Source organism: Pedobacter psychroterrae (assembly GCF_004331695.1).
Lineage (GTDB): Bacteria > Bacteroidota > Bacteroidia > Sphingobacteriales > Sphingobacteriaceae > Pedobacter > Pedobacter psychroterrae.
Genome location: NZ_SJSL01000002.1, coordinates 67,395 through 86,117, shown reverse-complemented (window position 1 = coordinate 86,117; position 18,723 = coordinate 67,395). Strand labels below are relative to the sequence as shown.

At 40.9% G+C, this 18,723-nt stretch carries 13 protein-coding genes; 3 read left to right on the top strand and 10 right to left on the bottom strand.

Annotation, left to right across the window (positions count from 1 at the left end; genetic code table 11):
* Position 1 precedes the first annotated feature (1 nt).
* The 8 genes from EZ437_RS08690 to EZ437_RS08655 all read right to left on the bottom strand — a co-directional run bounded on the left by EZ437_RS08690 (position 2) and on the right by EZ437_RS08655 (position 12,730).
* Positions 2–2,740: a DUF1553 domain-containing protein gene (locus EZ437_RS08690; protein ID WP_131595356.1), complete on the bottom strand. Its 2,739-nt coding sequence runs from the start codon at positions 2,738–2,740 to the stop codon at positions 2–4.
* A gap of 204 nt (positions 2,741–2,944) precedes the next feature.
* Positions 2,945–4,915, bottom strand: a complete 1,971-nt coding sequence (locus tag EZ437_RS08685; RefSeq protein ID WP_131595354.1) for a heavy metal translocating P-type ATPase — start codon at positions 4,913–4,915, stop codon at positions 2,945–2,947.
* Between the two features lie 22 nt (positions 4,916–4,937).
* Positions 4,938–6,161 carry an efflux RND transporter periplasmic adaptor subunit gene (locus EZ437_RS08680; protein WP_131595352.1) on the bottom strand — a complete coding sequence of 408 codons (1,224 nt, stop codon included), beginning with the start codon at positions 6,159–6,161 and terminating at the stop codon, positions 4,938–4,940.
* Between the two features lies 1 nt (position 6,162).
* On the bottom strand, positions 6,163–10,518 hold the full coding sequence (locus EZ437_RS08675) for a CusA/CzcA family heavy metal efflux RND transporter (protein ID WP_131595350.1): 4,356 nt from the start codon (positions 10,516–10,518) through the stop codon (positions 6,163–6,165).
* Between the two features lie 80 nt (positions 10,519–10,598).
* Positions 10,599–10,913 (bottom strand): DUF6660 family protein, encoded by a 315-nt coding sequence (locus EZ437_RS08670; protein WP_131595348.1) that lies wholly within the window; start codon positions 10,911–10,913, stop codon positions 10,599–10,601.
* Positions 10,914–10,922: 9 nt separating this feature from the next.
* Positions 10,923–11,375, bottom strand: a complete 453-nt coding sequence (locus EZ437_RS08665) for a VOC family protein (protein ID WP_225869535.1) — start codon at positions 11,373–11,375, stop codon at positions 10,923–10,925.
* An 8-nt stretch (positions 11,376–11,383) separates the two neighbouring features.
* A complete protein-coding gene (locus EZ437_RS08660) occupies positions 11,384–12,010 on the bottom strand; it encodes a class I SAM-dependent methyltransferase (RefSeq protein ID WP_131595346.1) in 627 nt (208 codons plus the stop codon).
* Positions 12,011–12,076: 66 nt separating this feature from the next.
* Positions 12,077–12,730 carry a CHASE3 domain-containing protein gene (locus EZ437_RS08655; protein WP_165500374.1) on the bottom strand — a complete coding sequence of 218 codons (654 nt, stop codon included), beginning with the start codon at positions 12,728–12,730 and terminating at the stop codon, positions 12,077–12,079.
* A 550-nt stretch (positions 12,731–13,280) separates the two neighbouring features.
* Between EZ437_RS08655 and EZ437_RS08650 the strand changes: the two genes are divergently transcribed.
* Positions 13,281–13,799 (top strand): OmpA family protein, encoded by a 519-nt coding sequence (locus tag EZ437_RS08650; RefSeq protein WP_131595342.1) that lies wholly within the window; start codon positions 13,281–13,283, stop codon positions 13,797–13,799.
* 145 nt (positions 13,800–13,944) lie between these two features.
* Here EZ437_RS08650 and EZ437_RS08645 read toward each other — a convergent pair whose 3' ends face one another.
* Together EZ437_RS08645 and EZ437_RS08640 are read right to left on the bottom strand one after the other, a co-directional pair.
* A complete protein-coding gene (locus EZ437_RS08645; protein WP_131595340.1) occupies positions 13,945–14,730 on the bottom strand; it encodes a tetratricopeptide repeat protein in 786 nt (261 codons plus the stop codon).
* Positions 14,730–15,299, bottom strand: a complete 570-nt coding sequence (locus tag EZ437_RS08640) for an RNA polymerase sigma factor (RefSeq protein WP_131595339.1) — start codon at positions 15,297–15,299, stop codon at positions 14,730–14,732. The genes EZ437_RS08645 and EZ437_RS08640 overlap by 1 nt, the downstream gene beginning before the upstream one ends.
* A gap of 178 nt (positions 15,300–15,477) precedes the next feature.
* On the opposite strand from EZ437_RS08640, the gene EZ437_RS08635 reads away from it, so the two are divergent.
* Complete coding sequence (locus tag EZ437_RS08635) at positions 15,478–16,461, top strand: hypothetical protein (RefSeq protein WP_131595338.1); 984 nt, start codon at positions 15,478–15,480, stop codon at positions 16,459–16,461.
* Between the two features lie 103 nt (positions 16,462–16,564).
* The gene (locus tag EZ437_RS08630; protein ID WP_131595337.1) at positions 16,565–18,664 is read left to right on the top strand and encodes a DUF7849 domain-containing protein; all 2,100 of its coding nucleotides are present in this window, start codon (positions 16,565–16,567) and stop codon (positions 18,662–18,664) included.
* Positions 18,665–18,723: the final 59 nt, after the last annotated feature.

Sequence of the window (18,723 nt, the reverse complement as noted above, 5' to 3'; positions counted from 1 at the left end):
ATTAGTTTTTAGTTACCGCTTCATCCAGGTTTAACATTGCATTGGCCACTATTACCAAAGCGGCTGTTTCCGGATATTTATCTGTCAGCTGTCCCCCGAGTATCTGTTTGGCTTTATCAGGATGTATTTTATAATCATTTAATGCAGTCCGGTAAAGGTTGTCCAAGATCTTAAGTTTAGCACCCGAAATAGGTTTATACATCATCCATTCATATCCTTTGGCTATCTGCTCTTTCACTCCTGTTCCCCCTTCCTTTTTCATTCTGAGGGCAAAATATTTTGCTATGTCTATGTACACAGAATCATTAAGCGTAACGAGGGCTTGTAAAGGTGTGTTCGTCCTAATTCTTCTCGGACTGCACACTACCCGCTGTGCCCCGTCAAAAGCAATCATTGACGGATAAGGGGCAGTTCTTTTCCAATAGGTATAGATGGCGCGTCTGAACTGATCCTCACCGGCAGAGCTATTCCATGTAGCGCCGTTATATGGCGAATTCCAAATACCAGCTGGCTGCCATGGCATTACACCAGGCCCATACATCTTAGTACTCAATATTCCACTTACCGAAAGATGCTGATCTCGTACCTGTTCCGCACTCAATCTGATTCTTGGCCCGCGTGCATAGAACTTGTTGAACAGGTCTTTCTCTTTTGCTTCTTCAGTAACCTTTGAATCCTGCTTGTATGTAGCACTCATCACCATTTCTCTGATCAGCCTTTTCATACTCCATTTGTAATCGTTCATCAACTGCCACGATAGGTGATCTAACAACTCTTTGTGCGTTGGGTTCATCCCCTGTGTCCCCATATCTTCAAGGGTTTCAACAATACCGGTTCCAAATAATTGCTCCCAAAGTCTGTTTGCCATAGTTCTGGCCAATAGTGGGTTTCTTTTGTCCGTTAGCCACATAGCAAGTCCCATTCTATTTTTGGGCGCATTGGCAGGCATGGCATAGGCTAAAGTTTTAGGTACTCCTACCTGTACTTCTGCACCATGCGAGGTCCAGGCACCACGCTTAAATACAAATGTTTTACGCTGTCGGTCGGATGGATTTTCTACCATTATCGGTATAGATTGAACATTTGCCTCCAATAATGTCCAAAACAGTGTTTTATTTTCTTCATAGCCCAGCTTCCCTTTACCTGGAAACTGCTGCGAAAAACGGAACCAGTCAAAATACACGATGATCTCATCCTTGTTGGTAACTGTAGCGTTAGTGTAACTCAAATAAACATCATGCACTCCTTTTTGGGGTTTAAAATCCACAGGCAGGTTACGGTATTGAGGGCCTTCAGGTACTTTCCAAGAGGCTATAACCTGTCCATCAGGCTTATCCAATCTCAATTGCATACTTCCTCCGGGCTTACCGGAAGAATATCTGTAGATCAGCTGATCCACATTACTGAGATTTACCTGAGGTATTCTCGCTATCGCATTATTTTTAAAAAAGAGTGCGATATTGTTATTCCCAATAATGGCATTAACCATGCTATCTGCTACAATAGAATTGATAACCGGCTGTCCCGTTTTTAAAAACTTATGGATTTCTTTTGCTTTCTCTTCTGATGCGTTAGTTTTCACCCAGGCTATTAAAGAAGTTAGCTTTAGTTGTAAAGAATCGTCATATTGCCTTAGCAAGGGATATTCAGATGAAATATCCTCATCCCTTGTATTGTTAAAGTAGGCCATAAACTTGTAAAACTCATCATGTTTAAAAGGATCGTAGGGATGACTATGGCATTGCACACATGCAAACGTAGTACTCAATAGGCCTTCCCATGTTGTATTTACACGATCCAGCACTGCGGCAACCCTAAACTCTTCATTATTAGTACCTCCCTCGTCATTTGTCATGGTATTCCTTTGAAACGCTGTGGCGATATACTGTTCATCCGTTGGATTTACAAAAAAATCTCCAGCTATTTGTTCAGTAATAAACTCGTTATAAGGTTTGTCGTCATTGAATGCCCGGATGACCCAATCACGGTACTGCCAGATATTTCTGCCAAAATCAGCTTCATATCCTTTAGTATCTGCATACCTGGCAACATCTAACCACATGGATGCCCATTTTTCTCCAAAACGCCGGGAGGCCAGTAAAGAATCTATTAAAATTCCGTATGCCTGATCCCCGTCCTTAGCATTTAAATACTGTTCAGCTATTTTTTTAGATGGCGCCATACCAATCAGATCAAGACTGGCTCTTCTTAATAAAGTAGGCCTGTCTGCCTCAACAGATGGATTTAGATCTTGTTCACCGAGCTTTTCAAGAATGAACTTATCAATATCAGTCTTTGCCCAGTCACTCTCTGTATCTGGTATTTCTACCTCCTTAACAGGGAGATAAGCCCAATGATCACCCCATTTTGCGCCCTGCTTTATCCAGCGTTTAAAAATATCAATCTCATCAGCATTTAAAGCTTCGTGCTTGTAAGGCATACGTTCCTCCGGATCTTTGCTCTGTAAACGTTTTATGAGCTCACTCCCATCAGGATCTCCAGGAATAATGGCCGGCTTACCACTTTTTGTAGAGGCAATAGCTTCTTCATGAAATAACAAGCTGAACCCACCCTGCTTTTTCACACCTCCGTGACAGGAAATACATTTCTTATTGATGATGGGCTTTACCTCGGTATTGAAATCTACCTTTTTATCATAGGACATCAGTAATGAACACAAAACGACTACCCCCAAAAGTACAAGCAGAACAATTAACTTCTTGTTACGGAAAAATTTCATAGGTCATTATAATATTTGGTTTCAATGCGTTACTCTAACTTACTAATTTTCTCACATAAAAACCTAAGAGCCAATCGAAAATTCTTAGTTCAAACTTTAAAAAATAAACAAAAAGCCACTTTAATTAGTTAAACAAACCTTTGCACAATTTTTACAATATTTCCCTTACTATCTTTGAAATAATAAAACTAAGACGAAAGTTCATCAGAATCTGATCTTCTGAATTCGCACTGCATTCAAAATAGCGAGCAGCGCCACCCCAACATCTGCGATCACTGCTTCCCACAATGTGGCTACGCCTCCGGCACCTAAAATAAGAACTGCTAGCTTTACGATCATCGCAAGTGAAATGTTCTGCCACACAATGCTTCTCGTGATTTTGCCAATCTTAATAGCAGTTACAATTTTTGACGGTTGGTCATTCTGTATCACAATGTCGGCAGTTTCAATAGTGGCATCGCTGCCTAACCCACCCATAGCAATCCCTGCATCCGCCAGCGCCACTACGGGTGCGTCATTTACACCATCGCCAATAAAAGCAATTTTTAACCCCTTATCCTTCAGCTCCTGCACCTTTTGAACTTTATCCTCAGGCAATAAATCTCCAAATGCCTTATCGATACTCAGAAAAGAAGCTACTTCGCTCACTACACTTTGTTTGTCGCCACTTAGCATTACCGTTTTGATATTAAGTTTATGCATGTCAGCTATAGCTTGTCTGGCATCTTCTTTTACTTCGTCAGCAATGGTTATATAGCCCGCATATACATTGTCTATGGCAATAACCACCACACTATCAGTAATCCCATCGATAAAGCTATCGTAGTCGACATTAAACTTCTTAAGTAGCCGGGCATTGCCAGCAAGCACTTTCTTTCCATCGATAACGCCTTTTAATCCATGACCTGCAATTTCTTCAACATCCGCTATGCCTGCTTCTGAAATATCATTACCGGCATATTGTTTTATTGCAAGGGCAATCGGGTGTGTAGATTTGCTTTCCAGTGCAGCTGCAAACTTTACCAATTTTTTTTCATCGTATCCTTCAGCAGCAACAACCTGCTGAACATTAAAAACACCTTTTGTAAGCGTACCCGTTTTGTCCATTACTACCATATTAACTGTAGTAATCACATCCAAAAAATTAGAACCTTTAAATAAAATCCCATTTTTTGATGCCAGTCCTATACCTCCAAAATACCCCAATGGTATAGAAACCACGAGTGCACAAGGGCAGCTGATCACCAGAAACACCAAACCTCTGTACAGCCAATCACTAAAATTATAATCTGCTATAAAAAAATAGGGTAAAACAACAACCATTACCGCAAGTAAAAAAACTATGGGCGTATATACTTTAGCAAATCGTGAGATAAACAATTGGGTTTGAGATTTTCTTGCAGTAGCATCCTGCACCATTTCAAGGATCTTACTCAGCTTACTATCCTTAAAAAGGGCAGTGACTTTTAATTCTGCCAATTTGTTCAGATTAATCATTCCGGCAAGTACCGTTTCACCTCTATACTTATTATCCGGTTTACTTTCTCCAGTTAATGCAGCAGTATTAAATGTGGCATTTTCAGATGTCAGCACTCCATCCAGTGCAACTTTCTCTCCCGGTTTTACCTGTATAATTTCGCCAACTTTAACCTCTGAAGGATTCAGATTAACTATCTTTCCGTCCCTGATCAAGTCTACACTATCGGGTCTGATATCCAGCAAGGCCTTAATGCTTCTTTTTGCACTGCTTATTGCGGAGTCCTGAAACCACTCTCCTATTGAATAAAACACCATTACTGCGACACCTTCGCTATAAGATCCTATAGCAAATGCTCCAATAGTGGCTACACTCATTAAAAAGAACTCATTAAAGAAATCCAACCTTAATGCTTTTTTAAATGCGAGTTGCAAAACATTATATCCGGCAAGTAAATAAGCAGGAATAAAAACTATAAGCTGACCAAAGGTGTCAATATGAATGTTGAAGCCATATTCCAAAACCATCATTGTAACAATAATAGCCAATGCTGTCAATAATGGCCAATGTCCCAACATGCCAGAAGGTGCTTCTGCTCCATGATTATGTCCGTCGTCATCAGCATGGTCCTTCAGCTGATGATCATGTGTATGTTCTTCTGCCGCGCAGCAGTTGTTATTTTGTTGTTTTATGCTCATATTTATGTATCCGCTATCACAATTAATGACTATGTTCTGAGGGTCCTGAAGATTTAGACTGCAGATAAAAGGCCCCTTTGGTCACAACTTTTACATCAGCAGGTAATTTTTCTAAAGCAGTAACTTGTATATAGCCAAGCTCGGTCACCCCAGTACTTACCTCAATCTTTTTAAAATGTATGCTTTTTCCACCACTATGCGCTTCTTCGTGTACATTTTCTTCAGTTTCATCTACCACAAAGATAAAGGATCTTGCTTCGGCACGTATTACTGCATCAACAGGTACCGCACTGCTAAGTACCTTACCTACTCCGATCAATCCGGTTACGTACATTCCCGGAATCAGATTAGCCCCCGGCTTTTTAATCACGACATGCACCACTACACCTTTACTGTCATTTTCAAATGATTTATTGATTCCATAGATCTCTCCGCTAATTTGTTCATTTTTTTGATTGGTCAGCTGAAAATCAACTTTCTGTCCTACCTTGATCTGAGAAAGATCTTTCTCAAATACGATCAGATCGGCATGGATCTTCGAATTGTCTACAATATCCATGATAGCTACCCCTGGTTGTGCATAGGAGCCTGTTTCTGCACTGATCTTTCCAATAGTTCCGTTTATCGGTGCGCTTACAGGCATTTGCGTAGTGATATTGCCGGAGGCTACTTTGCTTACCGAAATACCGTATTGTTGCAGCTGGTAGCCCAACGCTTTTATCTTTGAACGTTCTGCGTTATAATTTGCTTCAGCCAACTGATGTGATTTGCCTGTTCCGGCATTAGCCGCCTTCAACTGCTGTTGGCGGCTATATTCTGCCTCTACATAACTGAAGCCGCTTTTAGCCGCAAGGTATTCTTGCTGCACCCTGATCAGATCCTGATTTTCTACAGTTACCAATACTTGACCCTTACTAACACGCTGACCTTCAATTACATTGATCTGTCGGATTATACCACCCGACAACACGTTTATTTGTGCAGCATTTTGAGGAGGAACGGCGAGCTGTCCGCTTGATTTGACAACTTCAGTAAGATTCTTTTTTTCGATACTCCCCATTTCAATCCCTACAGCCTTTATTTGTTCAATGCTCAGTTCCATTCCCCCTTCATGATCTTCATGCCCAACCTCCTCAGTCTTTGCTTCAGTGGGCTTGCTGTCACTACCACAGGCCGAAAGCACTAACATAAAAAAGGCAAGGCCTGTACAAAAATTTAAACTTCTCTTAATATATATACCATTCATTTTAATTTCCTTTTAAAAATTGTAAGCGGATAACTGATTCATTTAGTTGCTGAACAACCTGAAGATAGGCAAGTTTACCCTGTACAGCCAAAGCCATATTTTGTATAAACTCGATGTAACCTATTTCGCCCAGATCATAGGAAATCTGTGCAATACGGAGCTGTTCATCAGCCTGCTTTAAGCCCTCAGAAGTATAGTAATCTGCCATACTTTTATGTTTCAAATAATTTTGCATTTCCCTTTCATACTGAATATTCAGCTGATGCCGCATTCTTAGGTAGTCTGTTTCGGCTATCTGCAAGGCTACTTTTTCACTATTGACTCTCGCCCGCCCTGCGTTATTAAAGATGGGTATACCAACGCCAAACTGTATGCCGGCAATTCTTGTTCCCGGAGTATAATCCCTGTTCAGATTTGCCGGATCAAAAGACCTGATCACCAGCTGCTGTGCATAGCCAATCGTAAAATCAGGCATTTTCTTTGACCTTTCCAGTCCTATTTTAGCCTTCGCTACAGCTATCTGTTGTTTGTATACTTCAGCAAGAGAACCCGAATCGGTTTCTTCATGAGCATCCGGCTGCAACAGTGGCAATGCTTTATCCTGCACAGTAAATTCCATTTCCATATTCATCAACTGTTTAAGGTTCAGGTACTCCATTCTTAAATCTGCTACTGCTGCCTGTTTCAATGCCTGCACTTCCTGATATTTATTTCTGGCAGTGATCAGTTCCAGGTTGGAGGTCTCACCTACCTTAAACCTAAGTTCAGATTTCTTTATAAAGTTTTGATAAATACTGTCCTGCTGTTTTAATACCTTCAATGCATGCATGCTAAACAGGTAGCCATAATAAGCCAATCGTGTATCCCTGATTACTTCAGCTTTGGTATAATTACCAGATTTTTGCATTAGATCTGTCTGTGCCTGATATACCTTTTTCTGGTTTTTGTATAATCCTGGCCAGGCAAAACTTTGTGATACCCCCAGCGAATTGTCATTACCACCACCACTGCTTGGATCCTGAGACAAGTTAAAATTAGTTTTGCCAGGATCGAAAGCCGATTTCTCCAGATATCTTGACTGTTTGACGGCCAGTTCTGAAGACTTTATCAATAGATTGTTTTTAAGCGCCAGCGCAATCGCCGTATCTGCTGAAATTACTTTCTGCTGCGCCCTGACATCAAACTGTGTAAAAATACCTATCAATAAAAGCAATATCACCACTACTGGTCTCACACTTAACCTTTTTCTGCGGCCAGTAACCAGGATATACAAACATGGCAATACAAATAAGGTAAGCAGCGTAGCTGACAGCAACCCACCAATTACCACTGTAGCCAGTGGCTTTTGAACCTCTGCCCCCGCTCCGCCAGACAATGCCATTGGCAAAAAGCCCAGTGATGCGACCGCAGCAGTCATGATGACCGGCCTTAGCCTTACGCCCGTACCCTTTATCACTCTTTCATAAACATCTGACATACCCTCTTCTTTCAACTGATTAAAATAAGAGATCAATACAATTCCATTTAATACTGAAACCCCAAACAGGGCAATGAAACCTACTCCTGCAGATATGCTGAAAGGCATGTCTCTAAGCAGCAAAGCAAAAACACCACCTACGGCAGATAAAGGGACTGCCGTAAAAATTAAAATGGTTTGCGTAAAAGAACGAAATGTAAAATAGAGCAGTCCCAAAATCAACAGCATAGCAAAGGGTACCGCAATCGCCAGCCTGCTCTTTGCTTCTTTGAGGTTTTGAAACTGGCCACCATACGTGATATAGTAACCCGGAGATAGTTTTAATTGTGCATCAAGTAACTGTTCAATCTCCGCTACAGTTCGCTCCACATCGCGGCCTTTGACATTAAATCCTACATAAATCCTTCTTTTTCCGTCTTCTCTGGATATCTGGGCAGGAGCTTCTTTCAATTCCACCTTAGCCACTTGGTTTAGTGGCACTTTATTTCCCGAAGGCAAGGGGATGTACAAGTTTTCAATACTGGAAATATTCTCTCTCAGATTGCGATGCAGGCGCAGCACCATATCAAAACGCTTCTCTCCCTCAAAAACTACCCCTGCTACGCTACCGGCAAAAGCTGTTTTTAATATGTTGTTTATTTCCGAAATGCTCAATCCATACTGCGCAATCTTATCGCGGTCATATTCTACCATCACCTGCGGCAGTCCGGTCACCTGTTCTACAAATGGCTCACTCACCCCAGCTACCGGGGCTATCAGTTGTGCTACTCTGGCAGCCTGACGGGTCAGCACATCCAGGTCTTCACCGTAGATCTTAATGGCTACATCCTGCCTCACACCCGTCATGAGCTCATTAAACCGCATTTGCATAGGCTGTGTTAGTTCTACATTTACACCCGGCAGTACAGACAGTGCTGCTTCCATCTTTTCAGACATTTCTTCCTTGGTAGAGGCACTGGTCCACTCGTCTTTTGGAAGCATGGCAACCATCATATCACCCCGTTCCAGTGGCATGGGATCGGTGGGAATCTCGGCGCTGCCTATCCGGGTAACTACTTGTTTTACCTCAGGAAATTTATCTTTCAATATCTTTTCTGCTTTACTAAAAGTTTCCACAACCTGGCTCAGTGAAGTCCCCTGTGCCATAGCAATCTCAACAGCAAGGTCTCCCTCTTCCAGTTGGGGCAAAAACTCACCACCCATTCTGCTGAACACCCAAAGCGTAAAAATAAACAATATCAATGCTGCTGCTACAACCAATTTCTTAAACCGCAGTATCCATTCCAGCGCAGGCAGGTAGGCACCTTTTACAAATCCTATTATTTTATCAGAAAAATTTGGTTTATGAATGGTACTCTTACTCAAAAACAATGCACTCACCATAGGCACATATGTCAGCGAAAGTATAAATGCCCCAATGATGGCAAACACTACAGTCTGTGCCATTGGCTTAAACATTTTACCTTCTATACCCACCAGCGACAATAAAGGCAAGTAAACGATCAGTATGATAATCTCTCCAAAAGTGGCACTTGCCCTGATCTTTGAAGCAGCTGTAAATACCTCACTATCCATTTCCTGCTGATTTAGCAATGCCTTATCTTTAAACAGCTTACTTTCGGTAAGCCTGAAAACAATGGCTTCTACAATGATCACTGCACCGTCTACAATAAGCCCGAAGTCTATCGCCCCCAAACTCATCAGGTTGCCCGATACACCAAACAAGCGCATCATCGCAAAAGCAAACAACATAGACAACGGAATAACCGAGGCAACGATCAATCCTGCCCGCCAGTTACCGAGCAACAGCAGCAGCACAAAGATCACAATCAGTGCCCCTTCTATCAGATTCTTCTGAACTGTGCTGATAGAACGGCCAACCAACTCCGTACGGTCTATAAATGGCTCTATCACTACACCCTCAGGCAATGATTTTTGAATCTGCACGATCCGCTCCTTTACATTCGCTATCACCTCGTTAAAGTTCTCACCTTTGAGCATCAGCGTGATTCCCGCCACCACCTCTCCAGTACCATTTCGCGTTACTGCACCGTACCGGGTGGCACTGCCGAACTGTACGGTACCCACATCTCTAATCAACACGGGCACGCCACCAACGTTCTTCACTACTATTTTCTCAATATCATCCAGCGACTTTACCTGCCCTATGCCCCTTATGGCATATGCGTTACTTTGCTGTTCTATATAGGAACCTCCCGTATTTTCATTGTTATTTTCCAACGCTTTGTAAATTTGGGAGATTGTGACGTCATTGGCGTTTAGCTTGTCATTGTCAAGCGCTATTTCATATTGCTTTACATAGCCCCCCCAACCACTAACCTCTGCTACGCCTTTTGTTCCGGCCAGTTGGGTCTTGACTATCCAATCCTGCAGTGTCCTAAGGTCAGCAGCACTATATCTATCTTCATAACCCTTCCTGGTATGCAATACATACTGATAAATCTCCCCTAGTCCGGTAGTAATAGGCGCCAATGACGGTTGTGCAATACCTTTAGGAATATCGGATTCAGCTTCTTTAAGTTGCGCTGCTACCTGCTGCCTAGCCCAGTAAATGTCGGTTTCATCTTCAAACACGACTGTAATCACCGATATTCCGGACCTGGATATCGACCTCTTTTCAATCACATTCGGGATGTTGGCCATAGCCAGCTCTACCGGCGCAGTGATGAACTGCTCTACTTCCAGCGTACCGAGACTTGGAGCTTGAGAAATGATCTGGACCTGATTATTAGTAATGTCAGGTACGGCATCAATAGGCAGGTGTTTTACCGAATAGACCCCCCAGGCAATAAGTATCATTACCATGGCCCCTATGAAAAGTTTATTCTTTATCGAAAAACGAATTATATGATCTAACATGAATTTTTAACCTGTTAAAAATGAATAATACAGAAAAATGTCACTGCATGAATGCTACAGTGCTTACAATAATTACTGAATTATACCAATTTAGGCGGTTGCCAGATGATATGGCTGATGGTAGAATAGCTGTCTTCCATATAATAAAGACCAGCAGTTTTAAAAGAATGAAACGGAGCTTTTAAAGTCGCTCCCATTTTAAGAGTTGTAGAAGCGGCACAGCAGGAACAATGACAGAAAGGCGTGCAGGCATCTGCACTTGTGCGTTTGTGTGAACTTTGCTGCTCAGCACAGTAACTGCTGACATTTTCATTATTAATATCGTGCGTATCTGCACAAGGCACTAAATTTAGCACTAGTACAACGATCACCAATATGTATGCAAATATCCGCACCTGTATTAATTATTTGTCATCATTTACTTCCAGCCAATGTCCATCGGGGTCTTTAAAATAGACCTGCTTTATGCCATCTGCTCTATTGGTGATACCCTTAGCGGTGCCTCCCCAATCTTCAAAGTTAATGTTTTTTGAGTTGAGTTTCTTTATGAATGTCTCTATAGATGGTACGCTAAAACACAAATGCTCATTTTTGTCATGAACGGTACTGGCCTTTGCACCTTGGATTAAATGGAGTTGTCCGGCAGGCCCTAATGTAAACCAGGTATGTCTGCCATCTTTAAAAGGTTCAGGAATGATCTCCAGATCAAATATGCCATGATAAAAATCAGTAGCCTTTTGAAGATCTGCTACATATACCGCAATATGGTTCAGTACCGCAGTCTGCTTTTTCTCTTTTTGTGCCATGGATCTTTGAAATGGAATTGCCAGTAAAACTAAAAGTAAAAATGCTCTCATAACCTGAATTAAGATTTTTTTAGCAAGATGGTTAAAATTCTTGGAATCTGGCTTCTGTCATTGTCATCAAAATATTCATCCAGGTATACCAGGCTCAAACCATGCTTTTTGCCAGCATGAATAAAGTCCGACACATTGTGGTTAAAACTATCAATTACCTGTCTGCCTTCTTCAGTTTCAAATCTGGCTTTTATACCATAATATTGTTTAAAAGGATGCAACTCACCAATGTAAACATACCCATTAGGATTCAGTGATTTGGAAACTTCATTAAATACATAGTCAAGATTGTCTATGTGCTCCAAGACCAGGCTAAAGGTAACCAGGTCATACAATCCATCCCTGAAATTCCAGCGTGAAGTAATATCTGCCTGTTTAAACTGCACCCTGTTAGAATTAATCTTGTCTTTAGCTCTTGCCAGCATTTGCTCAGAAAAATCAACTGCTGTAATCAACGCTGCTTTTTCAATTAACCATTCTGTATTTTTCCCTGTTCCGCAACCTATTTCCAATACTTTATTAAAAGGAATACTTGCCAGGGAAAGTTTTAACGCCAGGGCTTCTATATCTCTTGTTTTGTTGTCTTTGGTATCGTATTCTGCAGCCCAAATATTATAAGCCTGTTTAGTATTCATCACAATTAAAGTAAAATCAGCTGTAAATCTAAGAATGTTGAACGAATATTAAAGCGCTTATATTAATTATTGCAAGTCTGTCTTTTCTATAAGCGCACTATAATCTCCCCCTGCTATCTTTTTTGCAATTTCGTCGATCACTTCAATCTGCCTGGCTGTTTTTTCTCCTTTATCCTTCAGCTCTTTCTGCAGGTTTATTGCAATTCTGGCATCTTTACTAACTCTAAAATAAAAAAGAATGGTTATTCCCATTGAAAGTAAAGACGCTATTCCAATCATGATTGGTGTAAAGGCAGCGAATTCATTCATTGTTGCATTTCTTGATATCAGCAACTGATTCTCTCTGCTGATCATTGCGGCAACCACAGATCTTACTGAATCCATAGTTTTTTTGCCAACTCTCAGTGCCGGTACTGTTGGTGGAATACCGCGTTTTTTATCATTAATTGATTGATCGATCAAGTCAAATTTCCTTTCAATGAACTTTTCAAGTAGTGGAAAATCCTTTTGCTGATATTGGTTATCAACGGTTAGCAACTGTACATGGTTAAAAAAAACATTTACCTCAGCTTTTGCACCATTATATGGCTCCAGAAAAGATTCATCACCCGTCAGCAGAAACCCCCGTTGTCCTGTCTCCGCATCTTTCATCCTGGAGATCAAACTATTAAGATTATTCTCTACCTCTGTGGTATGTTCTACCGCCTGCTGACTATCCAAAAGCTGATTTATACTAATATAGGATACTATAGAACTAATGATTAATATAAAGAGTGAGCATCCAAATCCTATAAGGAGATTACTTTTTGAACGTTTAGTTAGTTGTGTCATGATATACATATCTTTATAGCGATAAATATAAAATAAAAAAGGTAGTCTCATCCAAGCACCACCTTTTTCTAACCAAATATAAACCTGTATGAACGGGTCTTTGTCTTAAGATAAATTATTTATCTGTTCTAATCATTTTTAGAACGGCTTTAACCGTTTTGATACTCCAAATATAAGAAGAATGATTCAATAGTGTAAAAAATACACTAAGGTATTTTAACTAAACCTCAATTATTGCAATTCCATGATAATAGGTCGGCTTTTCATGACCAGTACTTAATTTCATTTGAGGAGCATAAAAATGTTTTTCCATATTAATTATCATTATATATACATTGTGGATATAATATTCGTTATTATTATTCATTCGCACTTGTATTTTATAATTTAATTAATTTCTTTTGTGGACACATAATAAAGAAACCAATTCAAACTAATAATGAAAATTACAAAACACCATCTGTTAGCATTTGTTATCGCTCTTTTCTCGGTAACCATGTATTCTTGTAAAGCTAAAAAGCTTGTTGCAAAACCAACTCCACCTCCTGCTGTAAAGGAAACTCCACCGGTTAAAGAAGAACCTGTAAAAGAAGAACCAAAACCTGAACCGGTAGCACAACCTGATTTCAACTTCCAAAACATCCAGTTTGAGTTTAACTCAGATGTGCTAAAAACTTCTGCATATCCTATTTTGGATAAAGCTGCTGCTGAGATGAAAAAAGACCAGTCTACTTCATTTATCCTTAACGGTCACTCATCTGCCGAAGGAACTGCAGCACGCAATTTGTCGTTATCAGTAGACAGGGCTAATTCTGTTAAGTCTTATTTAGTAAATGCAGGACTTAGCGCTTCCAAATTTGAAGTTAAAGGGTATGGTGAATCTATGCCAATCACTTCAAATGATACAGAAGCAGGAAAAGTAAAAAATAGAAGAGTAGAAATTAAGCTTGCCAACTAAGCAGCTTAACTTTTAAATACTACACAAAAAAAGAAGGTAGCCAGCTAAGGCTACCTTCTTTTTTTGTGCCTTTCTGATACTGAGATATCAAATACTTTGCTACCTGATTGTAAGTATCAACCTAGATGTCTTATATGATCATTTTCTACTTCAATTTTTGTATTAATGATTGTGCTTTTTCATAGTTAACATTCTCCGTTGGAATCTTCAACAACCATGCTACAGCCTGCTCCTTATCATCTTGCTTTACAAAGCTAAGTGCCACATAAAAAGCTGCATCATATTTAAAAACTGATTCACCATTGTGTAAATTAATCAATACCGTTCTGGCTTCATATTCCTGACCGGTTTCTATCAACGTGATAGCAAAGTAATAGGCAAGTAAGGGGTTCTGGGGACTCATCATATATTCCTGTTGCAAAATCTTTCTGGCTTCGGCATAATCTCCTTTGTTGTAAAGCGCAGCGGCTTTAGCCATTGGGTTTTGCTGGTCCGCTCCACGTTCTGCTACCGACATTTGTTTACTAAAACTATACTGATTATACAGACCGGAAGACCATGGCGCCCAGACAAAAAGGCCAATAATTAGTACCGCAGCTATAGTGGCCCATTTAAGATATGGTTTCATTGACACAACTTTGGCTACTTTAACCTCATCGGCAGGTTTCGGTAACGGATGGTCTTCTCCTTCTGCGGATGAAGCTTTGAAATATTGCTCATTCAACGCAGACAATGTACTTTGCAGTTGCAGGTCTTCGACTGTTGGTGCTATTTTCATTTTAAGGGTCTGGTGAATATCTTTGTAACTGGCCTGCATTTCCCGCAGTTCTGCATCCTCTTGTAGTAGTGTTTCAAAATCCTGTCTTTCTTGTGGCTCCATATCCCCTTCCAGGTAGCGGGCAACGGCCAATAGTCTATCTTCGTTCAGCATTAGAATTCGGTTTTAGTAGATTGAACAATTTTTACCAGAGAAGCCATACATTCAGATTTCTTTTTGCGCAGGTAACCATAAGTAACGCCCAGGGCTTCAGCTACTTTTTCCTGTGCTTCGCCTTTCATGCTCCATGATATGATCTCCTTACAACGATCGCCCAGTTTTTCGAAAGCTTCGTAAAATAGTTTAGACTGCTGTTCCTGGCTTTCCAGATAATCTGCATTTGCAAAAGTATCTTCTCCGATTAGTAATAAATCTTCCTCACTATTTGTTACCGGTAAAACTGATCTTTTTTTAATAGCATTGAGCCATTTGCGCTTGCATATCAATAAGATGTAAGGTTCAAATGGACAGGTCAGCTCCAGCGACTTGTATTTTGCCTGCCTGTAAATATCCATCAGCGACTCCTGAAAAATATCGGCAGCATCGTCATCACTTCCATTGTTGAATGTGATCCATGACCTGACCTTGCCTGCACAGCGCTTATAAATATCATTGATGATAGCAGTATCATTATTTATCAGTCCGATAATATAGCGCTGGTCTGGATGTATGTTCTTGGCCATTGGCAGATTAGTAAAATGGATACGTGGCCTAATTTAAAACTTCTTTTAATAGGGTTGTAATTTTTTTTTCGAAAGAGGGGGTAACAAAACTGCAATGCCACTGATATCTATTCAAATCATCAAAAATTAGATTTTAGAAAATTAGCAAACAGATTAAAAAACTTAAAAATTAGAAATCATGAAAACATTAAACTTAAAATCAGCATTATTAATCGCAATCGCTTCATTGAGCATTGCTTGTAAAAGAGAAAATCCCGTAAAAGACCATACGGTGAGCGCAGCAAAAGAATTTACTTCCAAATTTGGCGCACAAAAACAAATCCGTGAGATCAACGCTTCAATATTACCGCAAACATTAAGCTTTCTGGATGGCACGAAAATAACTTTCCCGGCAGGCTCTCTTACCAAAAGTGGTGTAGCGGTAACTGGAAACGTAACGGTAGAAGTTTATGAAGTTTTGAAAAGAAGTGCTGTGCTGTTTAGCGGTGCCAATACCAATCACGCATCGGGTGCGCCGCTTGCATCTGATGGATTTATCTTTATAGATGTAAAATCAAACGGGGCTAGCGTAGACCAGAACCTTGCTGTGCCTGTTAAAGTATCTATACCTGCTAAAAGAGAAGGTGTTACCCAGCTATGGGTGGGTGTAGACCAGAATAACAACCCACTGGTAGCGGCCGGCAATAACCAAATGGGATGGCAAGCACCAAAACCTGCAAATGGAGTGGGCCAGAGAGAAGCAAGCGTAACAAATGCCGCTTTTACCTTTGATTTTGGCAACCTTGGCTGGATCAATTGTGATGTATTCTACAACTATTCCAATCCTAAAACTACAGTTACTGTAGACGTAGCAAATAATCCAGGTACTTTTGCAAGCTTCAGAGGCTTCTCCGGTGAGACATTTGTATTCTTCTGTGCCAAAGGAAGCAACGTAGCTGCACAATTGTATACTCCTGATGGTACCGGCAAAGTAAAAAGCTATGACAATATGATGCCGATCGGATCAGAAGGCCGTATGCTTTCCTTCTCTATCAAAGATGGCAGATTCTATTATGCCGCACAGGAAATCACCATCAGCGCCAATCAAAATGTCACGCTTACTTTGAGCGAAACTACTGAAGCCGCTGTTCAGGCCGCCATCAATAGCCTTGACAATTATTAACCTCTGCTTATGAATACAAATTGGATAGGGCCCCTACAAGGGCTTTATCCTTTTTTTGTTTCTATTAAATTATATCGGGTTTATTGTTATTTTTATTAAGAATATGAGAAAACGGCTACGTATCCTCCTTCCTGCTTTGACAGGCAGTTTATTTGTATTGTATGGACTGCCAGCGAAGGCACAGGCTGTACCTGCAAAAGACAAACCTGCGCCAGGCCTGATTGTCGCAACAGATACTGTTCCGGCAATTATCAACTATACTGAGACAAACGGGATAGTTAAGTTTAGTTCGGTCCTGCGGCCTCTCAGGCAGATCGCAGGTGCGCCTGAACCTTTTTACACTTACTTCTGGGAATTTGGCGATGGCCGGTTTTCTTTTGATAAAGAGCCGCAGCATATATTTCCAGACGCTTTGGTTTACAATGTCCGCTTGTTTGCGACCAACAGTTATGATGACGGCAAGCGTCCTCCTACCCGTCCAAAGCCTTTGAAACCAGGCAGCAGCAGACCAGTTCTGGCTTCCAATAATCCTGCAGGTGCAGCAGGAATGGACGCTGATCCTGCATTTTTTAAATCTGGAGGTGCTATTGAAATGAAGACCAATTGCATGCCCAAGCCCGGCGAAGAGATGATGCTGGTATTTGGATATCAAAATAAGCGGGAAAACGGCCTTGCCAATTTGAACGGTACCCTATCCATTTTGTACAACGATAAGGAATTTACGAAGGATAATTTCGTATTGGAGGAAACACGGTTGTATCATGGGGAGAAAAAGACGGCATTTGAAAAGACAGGAACTTTTGCCGCCTTGAAAACCACTGCTAGAAATGAGCCGTTCTATGGATATGTAGCAGGCCCAAATGACCTTAAAGCCAGCACTACTGTTCTGGATCCGGTAGCTACAGCTATGATCGAAGAAAAGATGGCTGCTTTTAAAACCGGAGAAAGCTGGAAGTTTGAGAACCTGAAAGCTGGAGAAGAACGGTTTATGTTTATGCAGTTTAAAACCACACCTGAAATGATCAAAGACACCAATGCGGTGGTAAAACTGACAGGTATATTTGTTCCCGATGATCCGCTGGCGGCTACTGAATCATTTACAGTAGAACTGCAGATTGTTGCCTCGCATGACCCTAATAAAATGATGCTAAAAAACAGCCGGATGAATTTCCGCTTTACAGGCAAAAAAAAGAAGCTGACTTATAAAGTTCGGTTTCAAAATACGGGTAAAGGCCCGGCAAAAAAGGTAAGTGTGGGCGTGGCAATAGCAGAAGTATTGGATATGGGCAGTATTAAAATCCTCGACTCCAAACCTAAACTGGTGATGGCCGATTCGGCTTATGCAAATCAAAGTAGTTTGGATACAATACGGGGTACAGACAGTATACATTTCGTATTTCAGAATATCTACCTTCCTGGTATGCAGCAGAAAGGAGTGAAAGATGCTGACTCCACCATGGGCTATATTGAATATGAGATCGGATTTAAGGACAAGCCAAAGAAGCTGCCTTTTAAAAGCGGTGCAGCTATTGTATTTGATAAGAACGAACCAATCTATACCAACAGGTCGGTAGCTAAGTATAAGATGGGTTTGTCGCCGGGAATTATCGCGGGTTACGGCTTTCCATTTGAAAATGGCGGCACGCCATATACCGGGCAAAAGAACCTTTACTTTGGAGCCAGTATAGCACCCTATGCTCCTCACCGCTATTTTCTGCAGGCAGAGCTTTACATGAGCACCTATGCCGAAAAAGAATACCTGATAGAAAGAACTCCGGGCAATGGAAGAATTGTGGCACTGGACAATGCAGATGGACGGAAAGAAGAATTCAGACTCAATTATATAGACAGTACAGCAGTAATAAAGGTAGTTACTATAAACATTGTGCCGCTCCAACTGAGAAGGAACTTCAACAAGTTTATTGGCGTAGGTGTGGGTTCTCTTGTTTCATTTACCCTCGACAAGCAGTCGCTCCCATCGCGGCAAGGCTTTTTTGAATCGGTCAAATCTCCGGGTACAATGAAGATAATGGCTGAGAGCTATGATAAGGTAAAGCGTAGTTTTAATGATTTTCAAAATACCATGTTTGCAGATTTGCAGCTAGGAAAGGTACATGTAGGCCCATCCCTTGGCTTTAGATACCTGTATACCCTGCAGGACAAGGGCAACAGGATAATCACCTATGCTACCTGGAAGTTTTAGCATAATTACGATGTTAGTCGACCAAAGTATGACTAAAAGAAGTAATTTAGCTAAAAAGT